Source organism: Nonomuraea helvata, assembly GCF_039535785.1.
GTDB lineage: Bacteria > Actinomycetota > Actinomycetes > Streptosporangiales > Streptosporangiaceae > Nonomuraea > Nonomuraea helvata.
Window position 1 is genome coordinate 749,863 of sequence record NZ_BAAAXV010000008.1, and the last position, 18,951, is coordinate 768,813.

The window sequence follows — 18,951 nt, forward strand, 5'->3', positions numbered from 1 at the left end:
GGCCGGTCGTGAAGGCTCACGGGTTGCTCGCCGTGACGACGCGCGTTCTGGGCCGGCTCCGTGGTCAGCTTGACCGTGGAGCACGGTGGGTCACCAGCCGCGGGCCTTCCATTCCGGCAGCGCGGGGCGTTCGACACCCAGCGTGGTGTCCTTGCCGTGGCCCGGGTACACCCACGTCTCGTCAGGGAGACGGTCGAAGACGCGCTCGACCACGTCGTTGTAGAGCTGCGTGAAGCGCTCCGAGTCCTTCCACGTGTTGCCCACGCCGCCAGGGAACAGTGAGTCCCCCGTGAACAGGTGCCGGCCCGCCCCGCCGCCGTCGTACAGCAGGGCGATCGAGCCGGGCGTGTGGCCGCGCAGGTGGATCACCTCGAGCGTGACCGCGCCGAAGGCGATCGTGTCGCCGTGCTCGACCGTGCGGTCCACCCGAACCGGGAGGGCGGGCGCGTCGAGCGGGTGGGCGATCGTGTCGGCGCCGGTCACCTTGCTCACCTGCTCCAGAGCCTGCCAGTGGTCACCGTGCTGGTGCGTGGTGACGATCGAGCGTACCGGCTGGTCGGCGACCAGGGCGAGCAGGCGGTCGGCGTCGTTGGCCGCGTCGATCAGCAGCCCTTCGCCGGTCTCGGTGCAGCGCAGCAGATAGGCGTTGTTGTCGTACGGGCCGACGGCGAGCTTGCAGATCGTGAGCGCGGGCAGCTCGCGCACGTCGGCGGGGCCGCCGACCTGGACGTCACCTGTGTAGGTCATGGATAGTCCTCTGGGGGCGTCGCGGGCAGATCAGCGGGGGCCGGCATCGTCAGCCACGGCGGCGGCTCTGGAAGGACGGCGCCACCGGGCATGCACGGCTGCCCCACGGGCACCAGCGTAACGCCCTCGCCACGTGATCTTCCGGTCAGCCAGGCCGGCATGGCGGCGGGCGCACCCCTCGACCGCGGGGCCGGGACCGAGGCGCGGCCAGCTGCCGATGGCCTGGCCGGACGTGTTCTTGAGCACGATCTCGCTCACCGTGCTGCGGCGGGCGGCCGCATGCCCTCCACCGGCTCCGACCGGCGCTCCCGCGGCAGGTCGCGGACAGCGGCAGCTGGTCGGTGGCCGAGGCCGGCTCGGCCTGCAGCGCGGGTAGGACGGTTATGTCTGGATATTTCATCATTGAGGACGCCTGCCCGGGGCCCGGCATAAAGCGGCAGGTCAGCTGGTTGAATGCAGAAGGGCTCCTGGCGGGGTGGGAGATGGCCGTAGTCTGTGTAGGACGGATTTTCGGGGGTCGGGCAACGGTCCGCCGAAATTGTCGGTGCCCCCGTCTACCATCCCCGTGGACCTATCCGCCTTTAGACCTCCGGGATCGCCGTGGCTGACCGCCTGATCGTGCGTGGTGCACGAGAACACAACCTCAAGGACGTCTCGCTCGACCTGCCGCGAGACTCGCTGATCGTCTTCACGGGCCTGTCCGGCTCCGGCAAGTCGAGCCTGGCCTTCGACACGATCTTCGCTGAGGGGCAGCGGCGCTACGTCGAGTCGCTGTCGGCGTACGCCCGCCAGTTCCTCGGCCAGATGGACAAGCCCGACGTCGACTTCATCGAGGGCCTGTCGCCCGCGGTGTCGATCGACCAGAAGGCGACCAGCAAGAACCCCCGCTCGACCGTCGGCACGATCACCGAGGTCTACGACTACCTGCGGCTGCTCTGGGCGCGCATCGGCAAGCCCCACTGCCCGGTGTGCTCGCGTCCGATCGCCAGGCAGACGCCCGAGCAGATCGTCGACCGCGTGATGGACCTGGAGGAGGGCACCCGCTTCCAGGTGCTCGCGCCGGTGATCAGGGGCCGCAAGGGCGAGTACGCCGAGCTGTTCCGCGAGCTGCAGACCAAGGGTTTCGCCCGGGCCAGGGTCGACGGCACCATCGTGCGGCTGGAGGAGCCGCCGACGCTGAAGAAGTACGAGAAGCACGACATCGAGGTCATCGTCGACCGCCTGTCGGTCAAGGAGTCGGCGCGGCGCCGGCTCAACGACTCGGTCGAGACGGCCTTGCAGTTGTCGGGCGGCACGATCACGCTCGAGTTCGTCGACCTGCCCGAGGACGACCCGGGCCGCGAGCGCTTCTACTCCGAGCACCTCTACTGCCCCTATGACGACCTGTCGTTCGAGGAGCTGGAGCCGCGCTCGTTCTCCTTCAACTCACCGTTCGGCGCCTGCCCCGAGTGCACGGGCCTCGGCACGAAGATGGAGGTCGACCCCGACCTGGTGGTGCCCGACCCCGAGCGCACGCTCGGCGACGGCGCGCTCCACCCGTGGTCGGGCGGCCACACCAGCGAATACTTCGTCAGGCTGATCGAGGCACTCGGCCACACGGTCGGGTTCACGCTCGACACGCCGTGGGAGAAGCTGCCGAAGAAGGCGCAGAAGTCGCTGCTGTACGGGCACGACGAGCAGGTGCACGTCCGCTACAGCAACCGCTACGGCAGGCAGCGCTCCTACTACACCACCTATGACGGCGTCATCCCGTGGGTGCAGCGCCGGCACGCCGAGGCGGAGAGCGACTCGACCCGTGAGCGGTTCGAGGGCTACATGCGCGAGATCCCCTGCCCGGCCTGCAAGGGTGCCCGGCTCAAGCCGGTCACGCTGGCGGTCACGGTCGCGGACAAGTCGATCGCCGAGGTGGCGGCCATGTCGATCGGCGAGTGCGCGAAGTTCCTGGCCGGGCTCAAGCTCTCCGACCGCGACATGCACATCGCCGAGCGGGTGGTCAAGGAGATCAACGCCCGCATGGGCTTCCTGCTCGACGTCGGCCTCGACTACCTGACCATGGACCGCGCCGCCGCCACCCTGGCGGGCGGCGAGGCCCAGCGCATCAGGCTGGCAACGCAGATCGGCTCGGGCCTGGTCGGCGTCCTGTACGTGCTCGACGAGCCGTCCATCGGGCTCCACCAGCGCGACAACATGCGGCTGCTCGACACGCTGATCAGGCTGCGCGACATGGGCAACACGCTGATCGTGGTCGAGCACGACGAGGACACGATCGCGGCGGCCGACTGGGTGGTCGACATCGGCCCCGGCGCAGGCGAGCACGGCGGCCAGGTCGTGGTGTCCGGCACCGTCCAGGAGCTCCTGTCCAGCGAGGAGTCGATCACCGGCCAGTACCTGTCCGGGCGCAGGAGCATCCCGATCCCGCCCAAGCGCCGCAAGCGCGACAGGAAGCGGCAGATCACGGTCAAGGGCGCGCGCGAGCACAACCTCAAGGGAGTCGACATCGACTTCCCGCTGGGCGTGTTCACGGCGGTCACGGGCGTGTCGGGGTCGGGGAAGTCGACGCTGGTCAACGACATCCTCTACAACGCGCTGGCCAAGGAGCTCAACGGCGCGCGCACGGTGCCGGGGCGGCACTCGCGCATCAACGGCATGGACCACGTGGACAAGGTCGTCCATGTCGACCAGTCGCCGATCGGCCGCACCCCCCGTTCCAACCCGGCCACGTACACCGGCGTCTTCGACCACGTCCGCAAGCTGTTCGCGGCCACGACCGAGGCGAAGGTGCGCGGCTACCAGCCCGGGCGCTTCAGCTTCAACGTCAAGGGCGGGCGCTGCGAGGCGTGCGCGGGCGACGGCACCATCAAGATCGAGATGAACTTCCTCCCCGACGTCTACGTCCCCTGTGAGGTCTGCCACGGCGCCCGCTACAACCGGGAGACGCTGGAGGTCCACTACAAGGGCAAGACGATCTCCGAGGTGCTCGACATGCCGATCGAGGAGGCCCTGGGCTTCTTCGACGCGATCCCCGCGATCAAGCGCCACCTGCAGACGCTCCACGACGTGGGCCTCGGCTACGTACGGCTCGGGCAGCCCGCCACCACGCTGTCCGGCGGTGAGGCACAGCGGGTCAAGCTCGCGTCGGAGCTGCAGCGGCGGCAGACGGGGCGGACCATCTACGTGCTGGACGAGCCGACCACCGGCCTGCACTTCGAGGACATCCGGCGCCTGCTGGGCGTGCTCGGGCGGCTCGTGGACGGCGGCAACACGGTGATCGTCATCGAGCACAACCTCGATGTGATCAAGACGGCCGACTGGATCATCGACATGGGGCCCGAGGGCGGCTCCCGGGGCGGGACGCTGGTCGCCAGCGGGACGCCCGAGGAGATCGCACTGGTGGACGAGAGCCACACGGGGCGCTTCCTGCGGAAGATCCTGGCCTTCTGAGCCGTCGCGCGCCGCTGGGTGGCGTGTGACGGCTCGCCCTGCGCCGGCCTGGGCACGGTGTGGTCAGCCGGTGGTGGTGCGAGCGCGGGCGCGGCGTTTGGCGGCGTCGCCGCGTTCCAGCCACCACTCGGCCACCAGCAGCGGCAGCACCCAGCCCAGCCACGCGCTCATCGCCGCCGCGGTGCTCACCAGGAACGCCTGGTCGCCGTGGAAGGCCGTGTCGAGCTGCGGCGACAGGGTGATGACGAACACGGCGGCCCAGATGCGGTTCGTGACGATGGACATGGTCAGGGCGAAGCTGCGGATCATCCATCGGCGGTGGTCGACGAACCTGCGCTGCCTGGCCATCCGCCAGCCTGCCAGCGTGCAGCCCACCCAGAGGGGCGCCAGCACGACTCCGCTGGCCGCCGTCGCCGGGCCGAAATACGGGGTGGTCACGCTGACCACCAGCGCCAGCAGGCCGCTCGGGACGCAGCCGCCGAAGACGTACACCCGGCCGATGATCCGGTGCGCGCGCGGATAGCGTCCCCGGAACCACGGCCAGATCTGCAGGCAGCACGTGATCATCGCGGTCGAGCCGAAGATCACGTGCAGGGAGAGCACCACGAAGTGCGGCGGGAAGAAGTCCGGAGCCGGCACTCGGGACTGGGCCGGGTCCAGGGAGAGGTACGGCGGCAGTGAGTACGCGACGAACACGGCCGACACCACCGCCAGTGGAGCCACCCACGGCCGCCGCCACCAGCGAGGCTTGGACGGGGAGACAGGCGGGCGTTCTGTCGTAAGAGTCATATGGTCAGCGTCGGCCCCGCCGCTGACCGTCCGCCTACCGCTCGCTGACCACGCTCTCACCGGCGAGCCGATCTGTGGGCCGATCCCGTGGTCCGCACGTGGCGGCGATCCTGCGGCCCGCGACCCGGTAACCGGACCGAGGGGTGCCGCCAATAAAGTTGAGCATCGGTAACGGCCTGGCCTGCAGGGGGTCAGCGGCGACGCGGAAGGTCGGCACATCATGACGGTGAAGGAGCGGGGCGGAGCCATGCCTGAAAACGGTTTGGGGCGGCGCGAGGTGCTGGGGGCGGCCGGGATCTCGGTGTGCGGGCTGGCGCTGGCCGGGTGCGGCGGGGGAGAGACCAAGGCCCAGCCGAGCCTCAAGGGCAAGGTCATCGCCAAGACGGCCGACGTGCCCGTGGGCGGGGGCACGGTGATCGAGGACCTGCAGGTCGTGGTGACGCAGCCCACACAGGGCGTCTACAAGGCGTTCAGCTCGGTGTGCACGCACAAGGGCTGCGCGGTCGGCGCCCCCAAGGAGAACGTCATCCGGTGCGCCTGCCACGGCAGCGAGTTCTCCGCCGACAGCGGCAAGGCCACCAAGGGACCCGCCACCGCCCCGCTGGCCTCCTACAAGGTCAAGGTCGAAGGCGACGGCATCGTGGTCGCCTGAAGGCGTACTTATGCGTAGAGAACCGGATTGGGCTCGGGCACGCTGAACCGGTGCGAGGGCGCCGGCCGTACCTGAAGTGAAAGCCAATCTGGGAGGAACGCACGATGACGGATAAGACGCGCCGGACGGTGGTCCTGGGCGCAGGAGGCGCCGGGCTCGCGGCGGTTCTGACGGCATGTGCGAGCTACGGTTCGCCGACGACGGAGGCGAGTGCGGAGCCGCCGGCGGAGCAGCCCTCGGAGTCGTCGGCACCGAAGAAAAAGAAGACGGCCTCGAAGAGCAAGGCGCTGGCCGACACCGCGGACATCCCCGAGGGCGGCGGGAAGGTCTTCGAGAACGAGAAGATCGTGGTCACGCAGCCGAGCGCGGGCGAGTTCAAGGCGTTCACGGCGGTCTGCACCCACGCGGGCTGCACGGTGGCCAGCGTCTCCAACAAGACGATCAACTGCCCGTGTCACGGCAGCAAGTTCAACATCAACGACGGCTCCGTCGCGAACGGGCCGGCCAGTGAGCCGCTGGCGGAGAAGAAGATAACCGTCGACGGTGACAAGATCCGGCTCGCATAGGCCGTGTCTCATGAATTTCTCACCTGCATGCGGTTGGGTGAGCACATGGGAGATGACCTTCAGAGTCGCCGTACGGTGATCGCCGGTGTCGGAGCGGGCGGCCTGGCGCTGGCGCTCACCGCCTGCGGCGGCAGCGCAGAAACCACACAGCCCGCGGCCGGCGGGAGCGCGTCGCAGTCCGGCGCACTGGCCGGTGGCACGCTGGCCAAGACCGCCGACATCCCCGTCGGCGGCGGCACGGTCTTCAAGGATCAGAAGATCGTGGTCACCCAGCCCACGTCGGGTGAGTTCAAGGCGTTCAGCGCCGTGTGCACGCACAACGGATGCACGGTCGGCAACGTCTCGGACGGTGTGATCGTCTGCCCGTGCCATGGCAGCAAGTTCGCCATCGCGGACGGCTCGGTCAAGCACGGGCCGGCCGACAAACCGCTGCCCGCGCAGCAGATCAAGGTTGAGGGCGACCAGATCACGCTCGCGTAGCCGGGCAGGCCCGTCGCGCCGCTGGGAAGCGCGGCGGGCCACCTTGTCGGTGGGGGCTACTAGGCTTTGAACGTGGCGAGATCAGCGGGCAGCCCCTTGAGTTTCCGGCCCAAGCCGGGTTCGATCCCCGATTCCCCCGGGGTCTACCGGTTCAGGGACGCGCACGGCCGGGTGATCTACGTCGGCAAGGCCAAGAGCCTGCGCCAGCGGCTCAACTCCTACTTCGCCGACTTCTCCGCGCTCCACCCGCGCACCCAGTCGATGCTGACCACGGCCGCGGACGTCGACTGGACCGTCGTCGGCACCGAGGTCGAGGCGCTGCAGCTCGAATACTCCTGGATCAAGGAGTTCGACCCGCGCTTCAACGTGAAATACCGCGACGACAAGTCGTACCCCTATCTCGCGGTCACCATGGGCGAGGACTTCCCGCGCGTGCAGGTCATGCGCGGGGCCAAGCGCAAGGGCACGCGTTACTTCGGCCCCTACTCGCACGCGTGGGCCATCCGCGAGACCGTCGACCTGCTGCTGCGGGTCTTCCCGGTGCGCACGTGCAGCGCGGGGGTGTTCAAGCGGGCCGGCCAGATCGGCCGCCCGTGCCTGCTCGGCTACATCGACAAGTGCTCGGCGCCCTGCGTCGGCCGGGTCACCCCGGAGGAGCACCGGGAGCTGGCCGAGGACTTCTGCGACTTCATGGCGGGCAACACCAGCCGCTTCATCAAGCGCCTCGAGAAGGACATGCGCGACGCGGCCTCGGAGCAGGAGTACGAGCGCGCGGCCCGGCTCCGCGACGACATCCAGGCGCTGCAGCGGGCGCTGGAGAAGCAGGCCGTGGTGCTCGGCGAGGGCACCGACGCCGACGTGATCGCGCTGGCCGAGGACCCGCTCGAAGCCGCCGTCCAGGTCTTCTACGTGCGCGGCGGCCGCATCCGCGGCCAGCGCGGATGGGTGGTCGACAAGGTCGAGGAGACCTCGCCCGGCGCGCTGGTCGAGCAGTTCCTCCTCCAGATGTACGCCGAGGCGAGCCCCGACGCGATGCCGCGCGAGGTCCTCGTGCCCGCGCTGCCGCCCGACTGCGAGGCCGTCGCCGAGCTGCTGAGCGAACAGCGCCGCACCCGCGTCGAGGTGCGCGTGCCCCAGCGCGGCGACAAGAGAGCGCTGATGGAGACCGTCGAGCGCAACGCCAAGGAGTCGCTCGCCCAGCACAAGATCCGCCGTGCCAGCGACCTGACCACCCGGAGCAAGGCGCTGCAGGAGATCGCCGACGCGCTCGACCTCGACCAGGCGCCGCTGCGCATCGAGTGCTTTGACGTCTCCCACCTGCAGGGCGAGAACGTCGTGGCGTCGATGGTGGTCTTCGAGGACGGCCTGGCGCGCAAGAGCGAATACCGGCGCTTCGCCGTCAAGAGCAAGGAGGGCGACGTCGCGTCGATCCACGAGGTGATCACGCGGCGGTTCCGCCGCTACCTCGAGGAGCGCTCGGCCACCGGCGAGCTGGCCGCTGACGACGACAGCGGCCACGGCCCCATCGACCCCGAGACGGGCAAGCCGCGCAAGTTCGCCTATCCGCCCAACCTCGTCGTCGTCGACGGCGCGGGTCCCCAGGCGGCCGCCGCGCAGCGGGCGCTCGACGAACTCGGCATCGATGACGTGTCGGTGTGCGGACTGGCCAAGCGGCTGGAGGAGGTGTGGCTGCCCGGCGACGACCAGCCGGTGATCATGCCTCGTTCAAGTGAAGGTCTCTACCTGCTGCAACGCGTGCGGGACGAAGCACACAGGTTCGCCATCACCTACCATCGGTCCAAGAGGTCCAAGACGGTGAAGGAGAGCGCGCTCGACAGCGTGCCGGGCCTCGGGCCGGCTCGCCGGCAGGCGCTGCTCAAGCACTTCGGCTCCGTGAAGAAACTACGCGAGGCCACTGCCGCGGAGATCTGCGAGGTTCCAGGCATCGGCCCGTCCATCGCCGAGGTCATCGTGTCGACGCTGAAGGGAGAGTCACCTTGATCTCGCCAGGACGCCAGGGCGTGCCCGGGTGCCTCCGCTATGGTGGTGCGCCCGTCCAGGGCGCGCGGGACGGAGAGAGGAAATGAGCACGGAGCCGGCGTTCGTCATCGTCACCGGCATGTCAGGGGCGGGGCGCAGCACAGCCGCCAAAGCGCTCGAGGACCTGGGCTGGTTCGTCATCGACAACCTGCCGCCCGGGCTGCTGTTCGCGATGGCGGAGGAGGCGGGCAAGGTCAAGCTGGCCGCCGACAAGGTGGCGGCCGTCGTGGACGTCCGCAGCCTGGCCTTCACCACCGACCTCAACGCCGCCATCGAGGAGCTCGAAGGGCGCGGCGTGCGGGTCCGGGTCGTGTTCCTCGAGGCCAGCGACGAGGAGCTGGTGCGCAGGTTCGAGAACGTCCGCAGGCCGCACCCCCTCCAGGGCGAGGGGCGGCTCGTCGACGGGATCACCCGCGAGCGGGGCATCCTGCGGGAGGTCAGGGCCAATGCCGACCTGGTGATCGACACCTCCTCGCACAACGTCCACGACCTGCGTAACAAGATCGTCGCGTACTTCGGCGGTGAGGACCGGCCGGGGCTGCGGCTCAACATCGTGTCCTTCGGGTTCAAGTACGGCCTGCCGGTGGACGCCGACCTCGTGGTCGACTGCCGGTTCCTGCCCAACCCGCACTGGGTGCCCGAGCTGCGGCCGATGACCGGGCTCGAGTCGCCGGTGAGCGACTACGTGCTGGGGCAGCCGGGGGCCAAGGAGTTCCTCGACGCGTACGAGGAGGTCCTGCGGGTGGTCGTCGCCGGATACGCCCGCGAGGGCAAGAGCTACGCCACGCTGGCGGTGGGCTGCACGGGAGGCAAGCACCGCAGCGTGGCCATGGCCGAGCAGATCGCCGCCCGCCTGCATGACCGCGACATGGAGGTCCAGGTGAGCCATCGGGATGTGGGGCGGGAGTGACCGATGAAGGCGGCGCAGCGGCGGGTTCACCGGATCCGGTAGAGGGGCGTCCGGCCGCGGCGGAGGCCGGTGCTGGCGTGTGCCCGGTGCGGCTTTCGCGTCCGGCTGAGGAGAGTCCGGAGCCGGGAGAGGGTGAGCCGGCCCCGAAGGGGTTCCCGGGGTTCGGGCCGCACGTCGTGGCGCTGGGCGGCGGGCACGGGCTCTACGCGTCCCTGTCCGCGTTAAGGATGGTGACCGACCGGCTGACGGCCGTGGTGACCGTCGCCGACGACGGCGGGTCCAGCGGGCGGCTGCGGCGCGAGCTCGGCGTGCTGCCACCCGGCGACCTGCGGATGGCGCTCGCCGCACTGTGCGGCGACGACGAGTGGGGCAGCACGTGGAGCGAGGTCGTGCAGCACCGCTTCCGCAGCGAGGGCGAGCTGCACGGGCACGCCGTCGGCAACCTGCTCATCGTCGCCCTGTGGGAGCTGCTCGGCGACCCCGTGGCCGGGCTCGACTGGGTCGGCCGGCTGCTGGGCGCGCACGGCCGCGTGCTGCCGATGGCGTCGGTGCCGCTCGACATCGTCGCCGAGGTCGAGCTCGACGGCGTCATCTCGATCGTGCGCGGGCAGGTGGCCTGCGCGCTGACGCCCGGACGCGTGCAGGCGATCTCCCTCGTGCCCGAGGACCCGCCCGCGCGGCCCGAGGCGGTCGAGGCGGTGCTGGACAGCGACTGGTTGGTGTTCGGGCCGGGGTCGTGGTTCACCAGCGTGCTGCCCCACCTCAAGGTGCCCGAGCTCGCGAGGGCCCTGCACGCGACCAAGGCCAAGCGGCTCGTCACGCTCAACCTGGCGCCCCAGCCGGGCGAGACCGATGACTTCTCCCCTCAGCAACACCTGGAGGTGCTCAGACAGCACGCGCCTGACCTGGCGATCGACGTCGTGCTCGCCGACACCGGGGTGGTGGACGACCCGGGCGCGCTGGAGAAGGCCGCCGGCGCGCTCGGCGCTCGGCTCGTGATGGCCGACGTGGCCGCCGCCGACGGCTCCCCGAGGCATGACCCACGACGTCTTGCCTCCGTCCTGGACGAGATTTTCCTCCAGAAGCGTTGATCCTGGCCGGGGCGGTGCGAAGGTGCGAGAGACTGCTGAGAGCCGGTCTGAATGGGGGAGAGGACTAACGCATGGCCATGACAGGTGTGGTGAAGGACGAGCTGAGTCGCCTGCCGGTGCTGAAGCCGTGCTGCCGTAAGGCGGAGGTTTCGACGCTGCTGCGGTTCGCGAGCGGCCTCCACCTGGTGGGCGGGCGGATCGTGATCGAGGCTGAGCTCGACACCAACGCCACCGCGCGGCGGCTGATCAAGGACATCGGTGAGGTGTTCGGGCACAAGGCCGAGGTTCTCGTGCTCGCTCCCGCCGGGTTGCGTAAGGGCTCGCGCTACGTCGTACGCGTCTACCGCGACGGCGAGGCGTTGGCCCGGCAGACGGGCCTGATCGACAACCACGGCCGCCCGGTGCGCGGTCTGCCCCGCCAGGTCGTGGCGGGCGCGGCCTGCGACGCGGAGGCCGCCTGGCGTGGCGCGTTCCTCGCGCACGGCTCCCTCACCGAGCCGGGCCGCTCGATGTCGCTCGAGGTCACGTGCCCGGGTCCGGAGGCGGCGCTCGCGCTGGTGGGCTCGGCCCGGCGCCTGAAGATCCACGCCAAGGCGCGTGAGGTGCGCGGAGTGGACCGCGTCGTGGTGCGTGACGGCGACGCGATCAGCGCGCTGCTCACCCGGCTGGGGGCGCACGACAGCGTGCTGGCCTGGGAGGAACGCCGGATGCGCCGCGAGGTGCGCGCCACCGCCAACCGGCTGGCCAACTTCGACGACGCCAACCTGCGGCGCTCGGCCCGTGCGGCGGTCGCGGCCGGGGCCCGGGTGCAGCGGGCGCTGGAGATCCTGGGGGAGGAGGCGCCGGATCACCTGGTGGTGGCCGGGCGGCTGCGGGTGGAGCACAAGCAGGCGTCCCTGGAGGAGCTGGGGCAGATCGCCGACCCGCCGCTGACCAAGGACGCCATCGCGGGACGCATCCGCCGCCTGCTCGCCATGGCCGACAAGCGCGCCTCCGACCTGGGGATCCCCAACACCGAGGCCAACCTCACCGTCGACATGCTCGCCCCCTGACGGGCGCGCGTTCTCTACCTGTCCCGGGCGCGCGATCTCATGAGTGACGGCCCGCACGCCGGCCGAGGCGAGCTCGTAAGTCCCGGTGCGCACGGTGTGCCGCGCCGGGCCCGTGGGTGACGGTTGCGCGCAGTGGAGCCGCGCGCCCATCAAATCGTCCATCTTGTACGGCTGCGCACGGTGGGCCGCGCGCCCGTCAAGCCGTCCATCTTGTACGGCTGCGCACGGTGGGCCGCGCGCCCGTCAAGCCGTCCATCTTGTACGGCTGCGCACGGTGGGCCGCACGCGCCGACGTGGGTTGCCGTCCGTCATGGCCGGTCGTGAAGGCTCACGGGCCGGTCGCCGTGACGACGCGCATTCTGGGCCGGCTCCGTGGCCGCCTTGACCGTCCCCCACGGCCGTCGGTTCGTCGGCCGTGGGGACTCCGGTTCGAGCGGCATGCCGTTCCGGGACGTCCCCTGTCAGGCCCGGCCGGAGTGGCGGCTCAGTCCTTGCCGGCGGGCTTGCGGGGAGTGAACAGGTCCGCTGTCGGCTTCTGGCTCGGGGCCTGGACGGGCTCGAACGGGGCGCGGTACTCGGGCTCCTCCGCCGAGACCTCGTCGGCAGCCAGGGCGCGCTGGGCCCGCCGGACGCGGGCTACGCGTAGGGTGAGCAGGACGAGGGCCGCGAGGGCGGCCACGGCGATGTAGAGCCAGGCGGCCCACGTCTCCGACAGGGGGTCCCGGTAGAGCGACGGCGCGTAGGGGAGGCCGGCGGAGAAGTTGTCCAGGGTGATGTCGGCCAGGTCCACGGGGCCGCGCTCGGCGGCCGGGGTGCGCAGGGTGGCGCCGATCATGATTGACGATCCCGCGATCTGGCCCGCCGCCACGGCTCCGCCCGCGTACAGGGCCGCCACGGGGACGAGGATGACGCTGCGGGGGCGTACCGCGCCCATCGCCAGGACGACGATGAGAGCGATCGCGAGGGACGAAACGAGCGAGAGAGGGTGGCCGTTCCCGAACGTCGTGACGGCGGCGGGAAGGCGCGTCTGGAACAGGACGGCCGCCCCCAAAGCCGCCGCGCAGACGAGCGCGGCGATCAGCCCTGTGATCAGCCCGGGCAGCAGGCCGGACCGCTTATGTGACATCTCAGCCCCCAGAGAATGCACGAATTTACATCGATGAGTCGGGCACTTTACTCGAACGTCGCAAAACGTGCCTCCTGAACGCCGATTCAGAGTGGGTACCTCCAGTGGTCTAAACCAATTTAGGTCCGATAAGGTTCGTGGTTGAGGTTTCAGCCCGCCATCTGGTTCGAGGAGATCGGTTTCCGTGAGCATCCGCGTAGGCGTCAACGGCTTCGGCCGCATCGGCCGCAACTTCTGGCGCGCTGTGGCCGCCAGCGGCAAGGACATCGAGATCGTCGCGGTCAACGACCTGACTGACAACGCGACGCTCGCTCACCTGCTGAAGTACGACAGCATCCTGGGCCGTCTGCCGTACGAGGTGAAGGCCTCCAGCGACGAGATCACCGTCGACGGCAAGGCGATCAAGGTCTTCGAGGAGCGCGACCCGGGCAAGCTGCCCTGGGGCGACCTCGGTGTCGACGTGGTCGTCGAGTCGACGGGTCTGTTCACCGACGCCACCAAGGCCAAGGTGCACGCCGAGAACGGCGCGAAGAAGGTCATCATCTCCGCCCCGGCGAAGAACGAGGACGTCACGATCGTGATGGGCGTCAACGAGGGGTCCTACGACCCGGCCAGCCACACGATCATCTCCAACGCCTCCTGCACCACCAACTGCCTGGCGCCGATGGCCAAGGTCCTCCACGACACCTTCACCATCGAGAAGGGTCTGATGACCACCATCCACGCCTACACGCAGGACCAGAACCTGCAGGACGGCCCGCACAAGGACCTGCGTCGCGCCCGCGCCGCCGCGCTCAACGTGGTGCCCACCTCGACCGGCGCCGCCAAGGCCATCGGCCTGGTCCTGCCCGAGCTCAAGGGCAAGCTCGACGGCTTCGCCATGCGCGTGCCGATCCCCACCGGCTCGGCCACCGACCTCACCGTCGACGTCAGCCGCGAGGTCACCGTCGAGGAGGTCAACGCCGCGGTCAAGGCCGCCGCCGAGGGCCCGCTCAAGGGCATCCTCAGCTACACCGAGGACGAGATCGTCTCCTCCGACATCGTCACCGACCCGGCCTCGTGCATCTTCGACGCCGGTCTCACCAAGGTGATCGGCAACCAGGTCAAGGTCGTCGGCTGGTACGACAACGAGTGGGGCTACTCCAACCGCCTCGCCGACCTGATCGAGCTGGTCGGCCGCGACCTCTGATCCAGCGGGTCCGAGCGACCGGGCGCGCGTTTAGTGGGGGCATGAGCCCGCGAGGGAAGGCGGCTGCTCCAGGGGAGCGAGCCGCCTTCTCGGAGTGACGAGGGAAGGCGGCGGCTTTCCGGCGACCGAGTCCGCCTCTGCGGAGCAGAGGCAATGAACACGCGAGGGAGCGCCGTCGCTTGGACTGAGGAACGCAGGGAGCGTAGCGACCGGAGTGACGAGGGAAGGCGGCGGCTTTCCGGCGACCGAGCCCGCCTCTGCGGAGCAGAGGCAATGAACAGGAGTATGAGCATGCGCACGCTCGACGATCTCGACGTGAAGGGGCGGCGCGTGCTCGTGCGCGCCGACCTCAACGTCCCCCTCGACGGGGAGACGATCACCGACGACGGCCGCATCCGGGCGTCGGTGCCGACGATCAGGACGCTGGTGGACCGGGGCGCCAAGGTCGTCGTCTGTGCCCACTTGGGCAGGCCCAAGGGCAAGGTCGATCCGAAATACTCGCTCAGGCCGGTGGCCGGACGCCTGGGCGAGCTGCTCGGCCAGGAGGTCGCCTTCGCCACCGACGTGGTCGGCGACAGCGCCGGGAGCACGGTCGAACAGCTCCAGGACGGCCAGGTGGCGCTGCTGGAGAACCTGCGCTACGAGCCGGGCGAGGAGTCCAAGGACGACGCTGAGCGGGGCGCGTTCGCGGAGAAGCTGGCCGGGCTGGCCGAGCTCTACGTGGGTGACGGGTTCGGCGCGGTGCACCGCAAGCACGCCAGCGTCTACGACGTGCCCAAGCTGCTGCCGCACGCGGCGGGCGGCCTGGTCGTGGCCGAGGTCGAGGTGCTGAAGAAGCTCACCGAGAGCCCCGAGCGGCCCTACGCCGTGGTGCTGGGCGGCGCCAAGGTCTCCGACAAGCTCGGCGTCATCGCCAACCTGCTGACCAAGGTCGACCGGCTGCTGATCGGCGGCGGCATGGCGTACACCTTCCTCAAGGCCCAGGGCCACGAGGTCGGCAAGTCGCTGCTCCAGGAGGACCAGCTCGACCAGGTGCGCGGCTTCCTCAACGAGGCCGCCGAGCGCGGCGTCGAGCTGGTGCTGCCCGTCGACATCCTGGCGGCGGTCACGTTCGCGCCGGACGCCGAGCACGACGTGGTCGAGGCCACGGCGATCCCGGCCGACCGCGAGGGGCTCGACATCGGCCCCAAGACACGCGAGCTGTTCGCCTCCAAGCTGGCCGACGCCGGCACCGTCTTCTGGAACGGCCCCATGGGCGTGTTCGAGTTCGACGCGTTCTCCGGCGGCACCAGGGCGGTGGCCGAGGCGCTGATCGCCCGTACCGGCAGCGGAGGGGCCTTCACCGTGGTGGGCGGCGGCGACTCGGCGGCCGCCGTACGGAAGCTGGGGCTCCCCGAGGACGGTTTCTCGCACATCTCCACCGGTGGCGGGGCCAGCCTCGAATATCTTGAGGGCAAGACCCTTCCCGGACTCGCGGCTTTGGAGGACTGAGTTGACCCAGCGGAAGCCGCTCATCGCCGGCAACTGGAAGATGAACCTCAACCACCTCGAGGCCATCGCGCTGGTCCAGAAGCTCGCCTTCGCGCTCAACGACAAGGACTTCGACAAGGTCGACGTCGCCGTCCTGCCGCCGTTCACCGATCTGCGCAGCGTGCAGACGCTGGTCGACGGCGACAAGCTCAGGATCGTGTACGGCGCGCAGGACCTGTCGCAGTACGACGCGGGCGCCTACACCGGTGAGATCTCGGGCGCCATGCTGGCCAAGCTGGGCTGCACGTACACGGTCGTGGGCCACTCCGAGCGCCGGCAGTACCACGGCGAGGACGACGACCTGGTCAACGCCAAGGTGCAGGCCGCCTACCGCCACTCGCTCACCCCGATCCTCTGCGTCGGAGAGGGCCTGGCGGTGCGTCAAGAGGGCGGCCACATCGCGCACAGTCTCGGTCAACTCGACGCCGCGCTGCGCAAAATCAGCGCCGAGCAGGCAAAATCGATAGTGGTGGCCTACGAGCCGGTGTGGGCGATCGGCACCGGCGAGGTGGCCACCCCGGAGGACGCCCAGGAGGTGTGTGGTGCGCTGCGAGTCAGACTCGCTGAGCTCTACGACCCCGAAGTGGCCTCCGGCGTCCGTATTCTTTACGGAGGCTCGGTCAAGTCAGGCAATATCGCAGGGATCATGGCACAACCCGATGTCGACGGCGCGCTCGTGGGCGGCGCCAGCATCGACGCCGGGGAGTTCGCGAAGATCTGCCGTTTCTACGGTATGCCAGGCTAACTGAGTCGTTCTGGGGGTGCGACTTGACAGCAGGCCGTACCCTCAGAAGGCAAGTCTGAATCGTCACGCGTAACAAAGCATTGAAGGAACAGGCATACCGTGGAAATCGGAATCTCCATCGCCCTCATCCTGGCGAGCGGTCTCATGATCCTGCTCGTGCTGCTCCACAAGGGCAAGGGTGGCGGCCTGTCTGACATGTTCGGCGGCGGTTTCTCGTCGAACTTCGGTGGTTCCTCGGTGGTGGAGCGCAACCTCGACCGGCTGACCGTCATCACGGGCACCATCTGGTTCGTCTGCATCATCGCTCTCGGCTTGCTCATGAAGCCCTGAGCAACAAGTTAACGCGTGACAGTGATTCTCCCCCCGTGTCTGCGCGCGGGGCGATCGAGCGAGGAGTTCATCCGTGGGTAGTGGCAACGCGATCCGTGGCAGTCGAGTCGGAGCCGGCCCGATGGGGGAGGCCGAGCGCGGCGAGGCAGCTCCGAGAGTGCGGGTCTCGTTCTGGTGCGCCAACATGCACGAGACGCGCCCCAGTTTCGCCAGTGACGCGGCGGTCCCCGAGAATTGGGACTGCCCCCGTTGCGGCCTTCCTGCCGGACAGGACGAGTCGGCCCCACCTGCCCCGCCGAAGAACGAGCCGTACAAGACGCATCTTGCCTACGTGAAGGAGCGCAGGAGCGACAAGGACGGCAAGGCGATCCTCGAGGAGGCACTGGAGCGCCTGCGTAACAACAAGTCCCCCTGGTAGTGACCGGATTCGGCGAAGGGGCCTCGGACTCCCGAGGCCCCTTCGCCGTTTCCCCGGACGCTCAGCGGCGCTCGTAGACCGCGTCGCCGTCCACGAACGTCATGCGCGTCCGCGTCGTCCAGATGTCGCCGGCCGGGAGCTCGAACGGGTCGCGGTCCAGCACCACCAGGTCGGCCGGGCGGCCCGGCTCCATGGCGCCGGCGGGGGAGCGGTTGATCCAGGCCGAGCCCTCCGTGTACGCGGTCATGGCCGCGGCCAGGTCGATGCGCTGGCCGGGCAGGAACGGGGTCTGCGCGGTCGGATAGCTCGCGTGCACCGAGCCGCCCGGCTCGGTGCGGTTCACCGCGACGTGCATGCCCTGGAGCGGGTCGGCGTCGGAGACCGGCCAGTCGCTGCCCGCGCAGAAGCGGGTGCCGTGCGCCAGCAGGTCCGCGAACGGGTACTGCCACGACGAGCGCGGCTCCCCCAGGTACGGCAGCGTCAGCTCGTCCATCTGGGCGTGGTGCGTGGCCCACAGCGGCTGCAGGTTGGCGGTGACGCCCAGGGCGGCGAAGCGCGGCACGTCCGACGGCTCGATGATCTGCAGGTGGGCGATGTGGTGCCGGTTGCCGGGGCTCGTGCCCTCGAAGCTGTCCAGGGCCTCGCGCACGGCCCGCTCGCCGATGGCGTGGAAGTGCACCTGGAAGCCGAGCCTGTCCAGCTCGGCGACGTACTCCTTGAGCTTCTGCGGGTCCACGTACGACAGGCCCGTGCCGCCGCACAGGCAGTACGGCTCCAGGGTGGCGGCCGTGAAGTTCTCGGTGATGCCGTCCTGCATGATCTTGACCGAGGTGGCCATGAAGCGGTCGAGCCCTTCGGCGGCGGCCCGGCGTTCGACCAGCTCTTCTACCTGGTCCAGGCCGCGCGTCCGGTCCCACCACAGAGCGCCCACCACGCGTGCCCTGAGCCTGCCTGAGCGGGCCGCGGCCAGGTAGGTGGGCAGTTGGTCCTGCGAACCGGCGTAGGAGCCCACGATGGCGTCCTGCCAGCCTGTGATGCCCAGCGAGAACAGGTGCTCCTGCGCGTCCGCCAGCGCGTCCTCCAGGTCCTGGGCGGTCGGGCGGGGAGTGAGCAGGCCGACGAGGTCCATCGCGCCCTCGTGCAGGACCCCGGTGGGCTCGCCTGCGGCGTCGCGCTCTATGCGGCCGTCGGCCGGGTCCGGCGTGTCCCTCGTGATGCCGGCCTCCCGCAGGGCTCGGGTGTTGACCCAGGCGGCGTGGTGGTCACGCTGGATGAGGTACGCGGGGCGGTCGAGGAAGTCGAGCTGCTCGCGGTGGGGGAGGCCGCCGGGGAACGCCGACATGTCCCAGCCGCCGCCATCGATCCACTCTTTGCCAGGATTTTTCGCGGCGTAGTCGGCTATCACGGCTATGTACGCGTCAAGGCCGAAATGCTCGGACAAATCGCACTTCGACCGTTCGAGGCCTGCCTGGATCGGGTGCATGTGCGCATCCGTGAAACCCGGCACCAGCAGGCCGCCGTCCAGGTCCACCGTCTCGTGGGACGGCACCTGGCGCGCCAGCTCTCCCTCGGGGCCCACCGCGGCGATCATGCCATCGCTCACCAGCACGGCCTCGGACAGCACGCCCTTCGGGGTGAAGACTCGGCCTCCTCGGAAGAGGATGTTCATGGGTTCCCTTTCTCAGCGGTGGATCGGCTCGCGCACGCCGAGCCCGCCGTACATCTTCCCGCCCGGCCCGGTGACCTGCGAGGGGTGGGGTGATATGGAGGGCTAAAGGGGGATAAATCGTGGCTTCTTGCGATGAAATACGCGATGAAACACATCGTTAGCGGTTGCGTAACAGC

General features: G+C 69.6%; 17 protein-coding genes. 13 read left to right on the forward strand and 4 right to left on the reverse strand.

The window, feature by feature from the left end; translation table 11 throughout:
• Positions 1-90: 90 nt before the first annotated feature.
• Positions 91-747 carry an MBL fold metallo-hydrolase gene (locus ABD830_RS30980; protein WP_344995075.1) on the reverse strand — a complete coding sequence of 219 codons (657 nt, stop codon included), beginning with the start codon at positions 745-747 and terminating at the stop codon, positions 91-93.
• 600 nt (positions 748-1,347) lie between these two features.
• On the opposite strand from ABD830_RS30980, the gene uvrA reads away from it, so the two are divergent.
• On the forward strand, positions 1,348-4,188 hold the full coding sequence (gene uvrA / locus ABD830_RS30985) for an excinuclease ABC subunit UvrA (protein WP_344995078.1): 2,841 nt from the start codon (positions 1,348-1,350) through the stop codon (positions 4,186-4,188).
• A 63-nt stretch (positions 4,189-4,251) separates the two neighbouring features.
• Here uvrA and ABD830_RS30990 read toward each other — a convergent pair whose 3' ends face one another.
• Positions 4,252-4,977 (reverse strand): DUF2306 domain-containing protein, encoded by a 726-nt coding sequence (locus ABD830_RS30990; RefSeq protein ID WP_344995081.1) that lies wholly within the window; start codon positions 4,975-4,977, stop codon positions 4,252-4,254.
• Between the two features lie 247 nt (positions 4,978-5,224).
• Between ABD830_RS30990 and ABD830_RS30995 the strand changes: the two genes are divergently transcribed.
• From ABD830_RS30995 to whiA, 7 genes are all read left to right on the forward strand, one after another.
• Positions 5,225-5,629, forward strand: coding sequence for a Rieske (2Fe-2S) protein (locus ABD830_RS30995; RefSeq protein ID WP_344995084.1), 405 nt, complete (start codon positions 5,225-5,227; stop codon positions 5,627-5,629).
• Between the two features lie 104 nt (positions 5,630-5,733).
• A complete protein-coding gene (locus tag ABD830_RS31000; protein ID WP_344995087.1) occupies positions 5,734-6,195 on the forward strand; it encodes a Rieske (2Fe-2S) protein in 462 nt (153 codons plus the stop codon).
• A 45-nt stretch (positions 6,196-6,240) separates the two neighbouring features.
• Positions 6,241-6,675 (forward strand): Rieske (2Fe-2S) protein, encoded by a 435-nt coding sequence (locus ABD830_RS31005; protein WP_344995090.1) that lies wholly within the window; start codon positions 6,241-6,243, stop codon positions 6,673-6,675.
• A gap of 96 nt (positions 6,676-6,771) precedes the next feature.
• Positions 6,772-8,676, forward strand: a complete 1,905-nt coding sequence (uvrC, locus tag ABD830_RS31010; protein ID WP_344996032.1) for an excinuclease ABC subunit UvrC — start codon at positions 6,772-6,774, stop codon at positions 8,674-8,676.
• An 82-nt stretch (positions 8,677-8,758) separates the two neighbouring features.
• Positions 8,759-9,625: an RNase adapter RapZ gene (rapZ, locus tag ABD830_RS31015; protein WP_344995093.1), complete on the forward strand. Its 867-nt coding sequence runs from the start codon at positions 8,759-8,761 to the stop codon at positions 9,623-9,625.
• Between the two features lie 176 nt (positions 9,626-9,801).
• Positions 9,802-10,716, forward strand: coding sequence for a gluconeogenesis factor YvcK family protein (locus ABD830_RS31020; protein ID WP_344996035.1), 915 nt, complete (start codon positions 9,802-9,804; stop codon positions 10,714-10,716).
• A gap of 71 nt (positions 10,717-10,787) precedes the next feature.
• Positions 10,788-11,768: a DNA-binding protein WhiA gene (gene whiA / locus ABD830_RS31025; protein WP_138714326.1), complete on the forward strand. Its 981-nt coding sequence runs from the start codon at positions 10,788-10,790 to the stop codon at positions 11,766-11,768.
• 484 nt (positions 11,769-12,252) lie between these two features.
• On the opposite strand, the gene ABD830_RS31030 is transcribed toward whiA, so the two are convergent.
• Positions 12,253-12,894, reverse strand: coding sequence for a hypothetical protein (locus ABD830_RS31030; protein WP_344995102.1), 642 nt, complete (start codon positions 12,892-12,894; stop codon positions 12,253-12,255).
• Between the two features lie 184 nt (positions 12,895-13,078).
• On the opposite strand from ABD830_RS31030, the gene gap reads away from it, so the two are divergent.
• From gap to ABD830_RS31055, 5 genes are all read left to right on the forward strand, one after another.
• Positions 13,079-14,083, forward strand: coding sequence for a type I glyceraldehyde-3-phosphate dehydrogenase (gap, locus tag ABD830_RS31035; protein ID WP_344995105.1), 1,005 nt, complete (start codon positions 13,079-13,081; stop codon positions 14,081-14,083).
• A gap of 291 nt (positions 14,084-14,374) precedes the next feature.
• Positions 14,375-15,574, forward strand: a complete 1,200-nt coding sequence (locus tag ABD830_RS31040) for a phosphoglycerate kinase (RefSeq protein ID WP_344995108.1) — start codon at positions 14,375-14,377, stop codon at positions 15,572-15,574.
• Between the two features lies 1 nt (position 15,575).
• Positions 15,576-16,358, forward strand: a complete 783-nt coding sequence (gene tpiA, locus ABD830_RS31045) for a triose-phosphate isomerase (RefSeq protein ID WP_344995111.1) — start codon at positions 15,576-15,578, stop codon at positions 16,356-16,358.
• 99 nt (positions 16,359-16,457) lie between these two features.
• Positions 16,458-16,688 carry a preprotein translocase subunit SecG gene (gene secG / locus ABD830_RS31050; RefSeq protein ID WP_139630497.1) on the forward strand — a complete coding sequence of 77 codons (231 nt, stop codon included), beginning with the start codon at positions 16,458-16,460 and terminating at the stop codon, positions 16,686-16,688.
• A gap of 73 nt (positions 16,689-16,761) precedes the next feature.
• On the forward strand, positions 16,762-17,106 hold the full coding sequence (locus tag ABD830_RS31055) for an RNA polymerase-binding protein RbpA (protein WP_192785730.1): 345 nt from the start codon (positions 16,762-16,764) through the stop codon (positions 17,104-17,106).
• A gap of 61 nt (positions 17,107-17,167) precedes the next feature.
• Here ABD830_RS31055 and ABD830_RS31060 read toward each other — a convergent pair whose 3' ends face one another.
• Entirely contained in the window at positions 17,168-18,775 is a 1,608-nt protein-coding gene (locus ABD830_RS31060) for an amidohydrolase (RefSeq protein WP_344995124.1), read from the reverse strand.
• Positions 18,776-18,951 lie beyond the last annotated feature (176 nt).

Excerpts from the sequence above, each read along its gene's own strand:
- ABD830_RS30995 (WP_344995084.1), top strand. The coding sequence starts at position 5,225 with ATGCCTGAAAACGGTTTGGGGCGGCGCGAGGTGCTGGGGGCGGCCGGG.
- rapZ (WP_344995093.1), top strand. The coding sequence starts at position 8,759 with ATGAGCACGGAGCCGGCGTTCGTCATCGTCACCGGCATGTCAGGGGCG.
- ABD830_RS31030 (WP_344995102.1), bottom strand. The coding sequence starts at position 12,894 with ATGTCACATAAGCGGTCCGGCCTGCTGCCCGGGCTGATCACAGGGCTG.
- ABD830_RS31060 (WP_344995124.1), bottom strand. The coding sequence starts at position 18,775 with ATGAACATCCTCTTCCGAGGAGGCCGAGTCTTCACCCCGAAGGGCGTG.
- ABD830_RS31000 (WP_344995087.1), top strand. The coding sequence starts at position 5,734 with ATGACGGATAAGACGCGCCGGACGGTGGTCCTGGGCGCAGGAGGCGCC.
- whiA (WP_138714326.1), top strand. The coding sequence starts at position 10,788 with ATGGCCATGACAGGTGTGGTGAAGGACGAGCTGAGTCGCCTGCCGGTG.
- ABD830_RS31040 (WP_344995108.1), top strand. The coding sequence starts at position 14,375 with ATGCGCACGCTCGACGATCTCGACGTGAAGGGGCGGCGCGTGCTCGTG.
- ABD830_RS30990 (WP_344995081.1), bottom strand. The coding sequence starts at position 4,977 with ATGACTCTTACGACAGAACGCCCGCCTGTCTCCCCGTCCAAGCCTCGC.
- ABD830_RS30980 (WP_344995075.1), bottom strand. The coding sequence starts at position 747 with ATGACCTACACAGGTGACGTCCAGGTCGGCGGCCCCGCCGACGTGCGC.
- ABD830_RS31005 (WP_344995090.1), top strand. The coding sequence starts at position 6,241 with ATGGGAGATGACCTTCAGAGTCGCCGTACGGTGATCGCCGGTGTCGGA.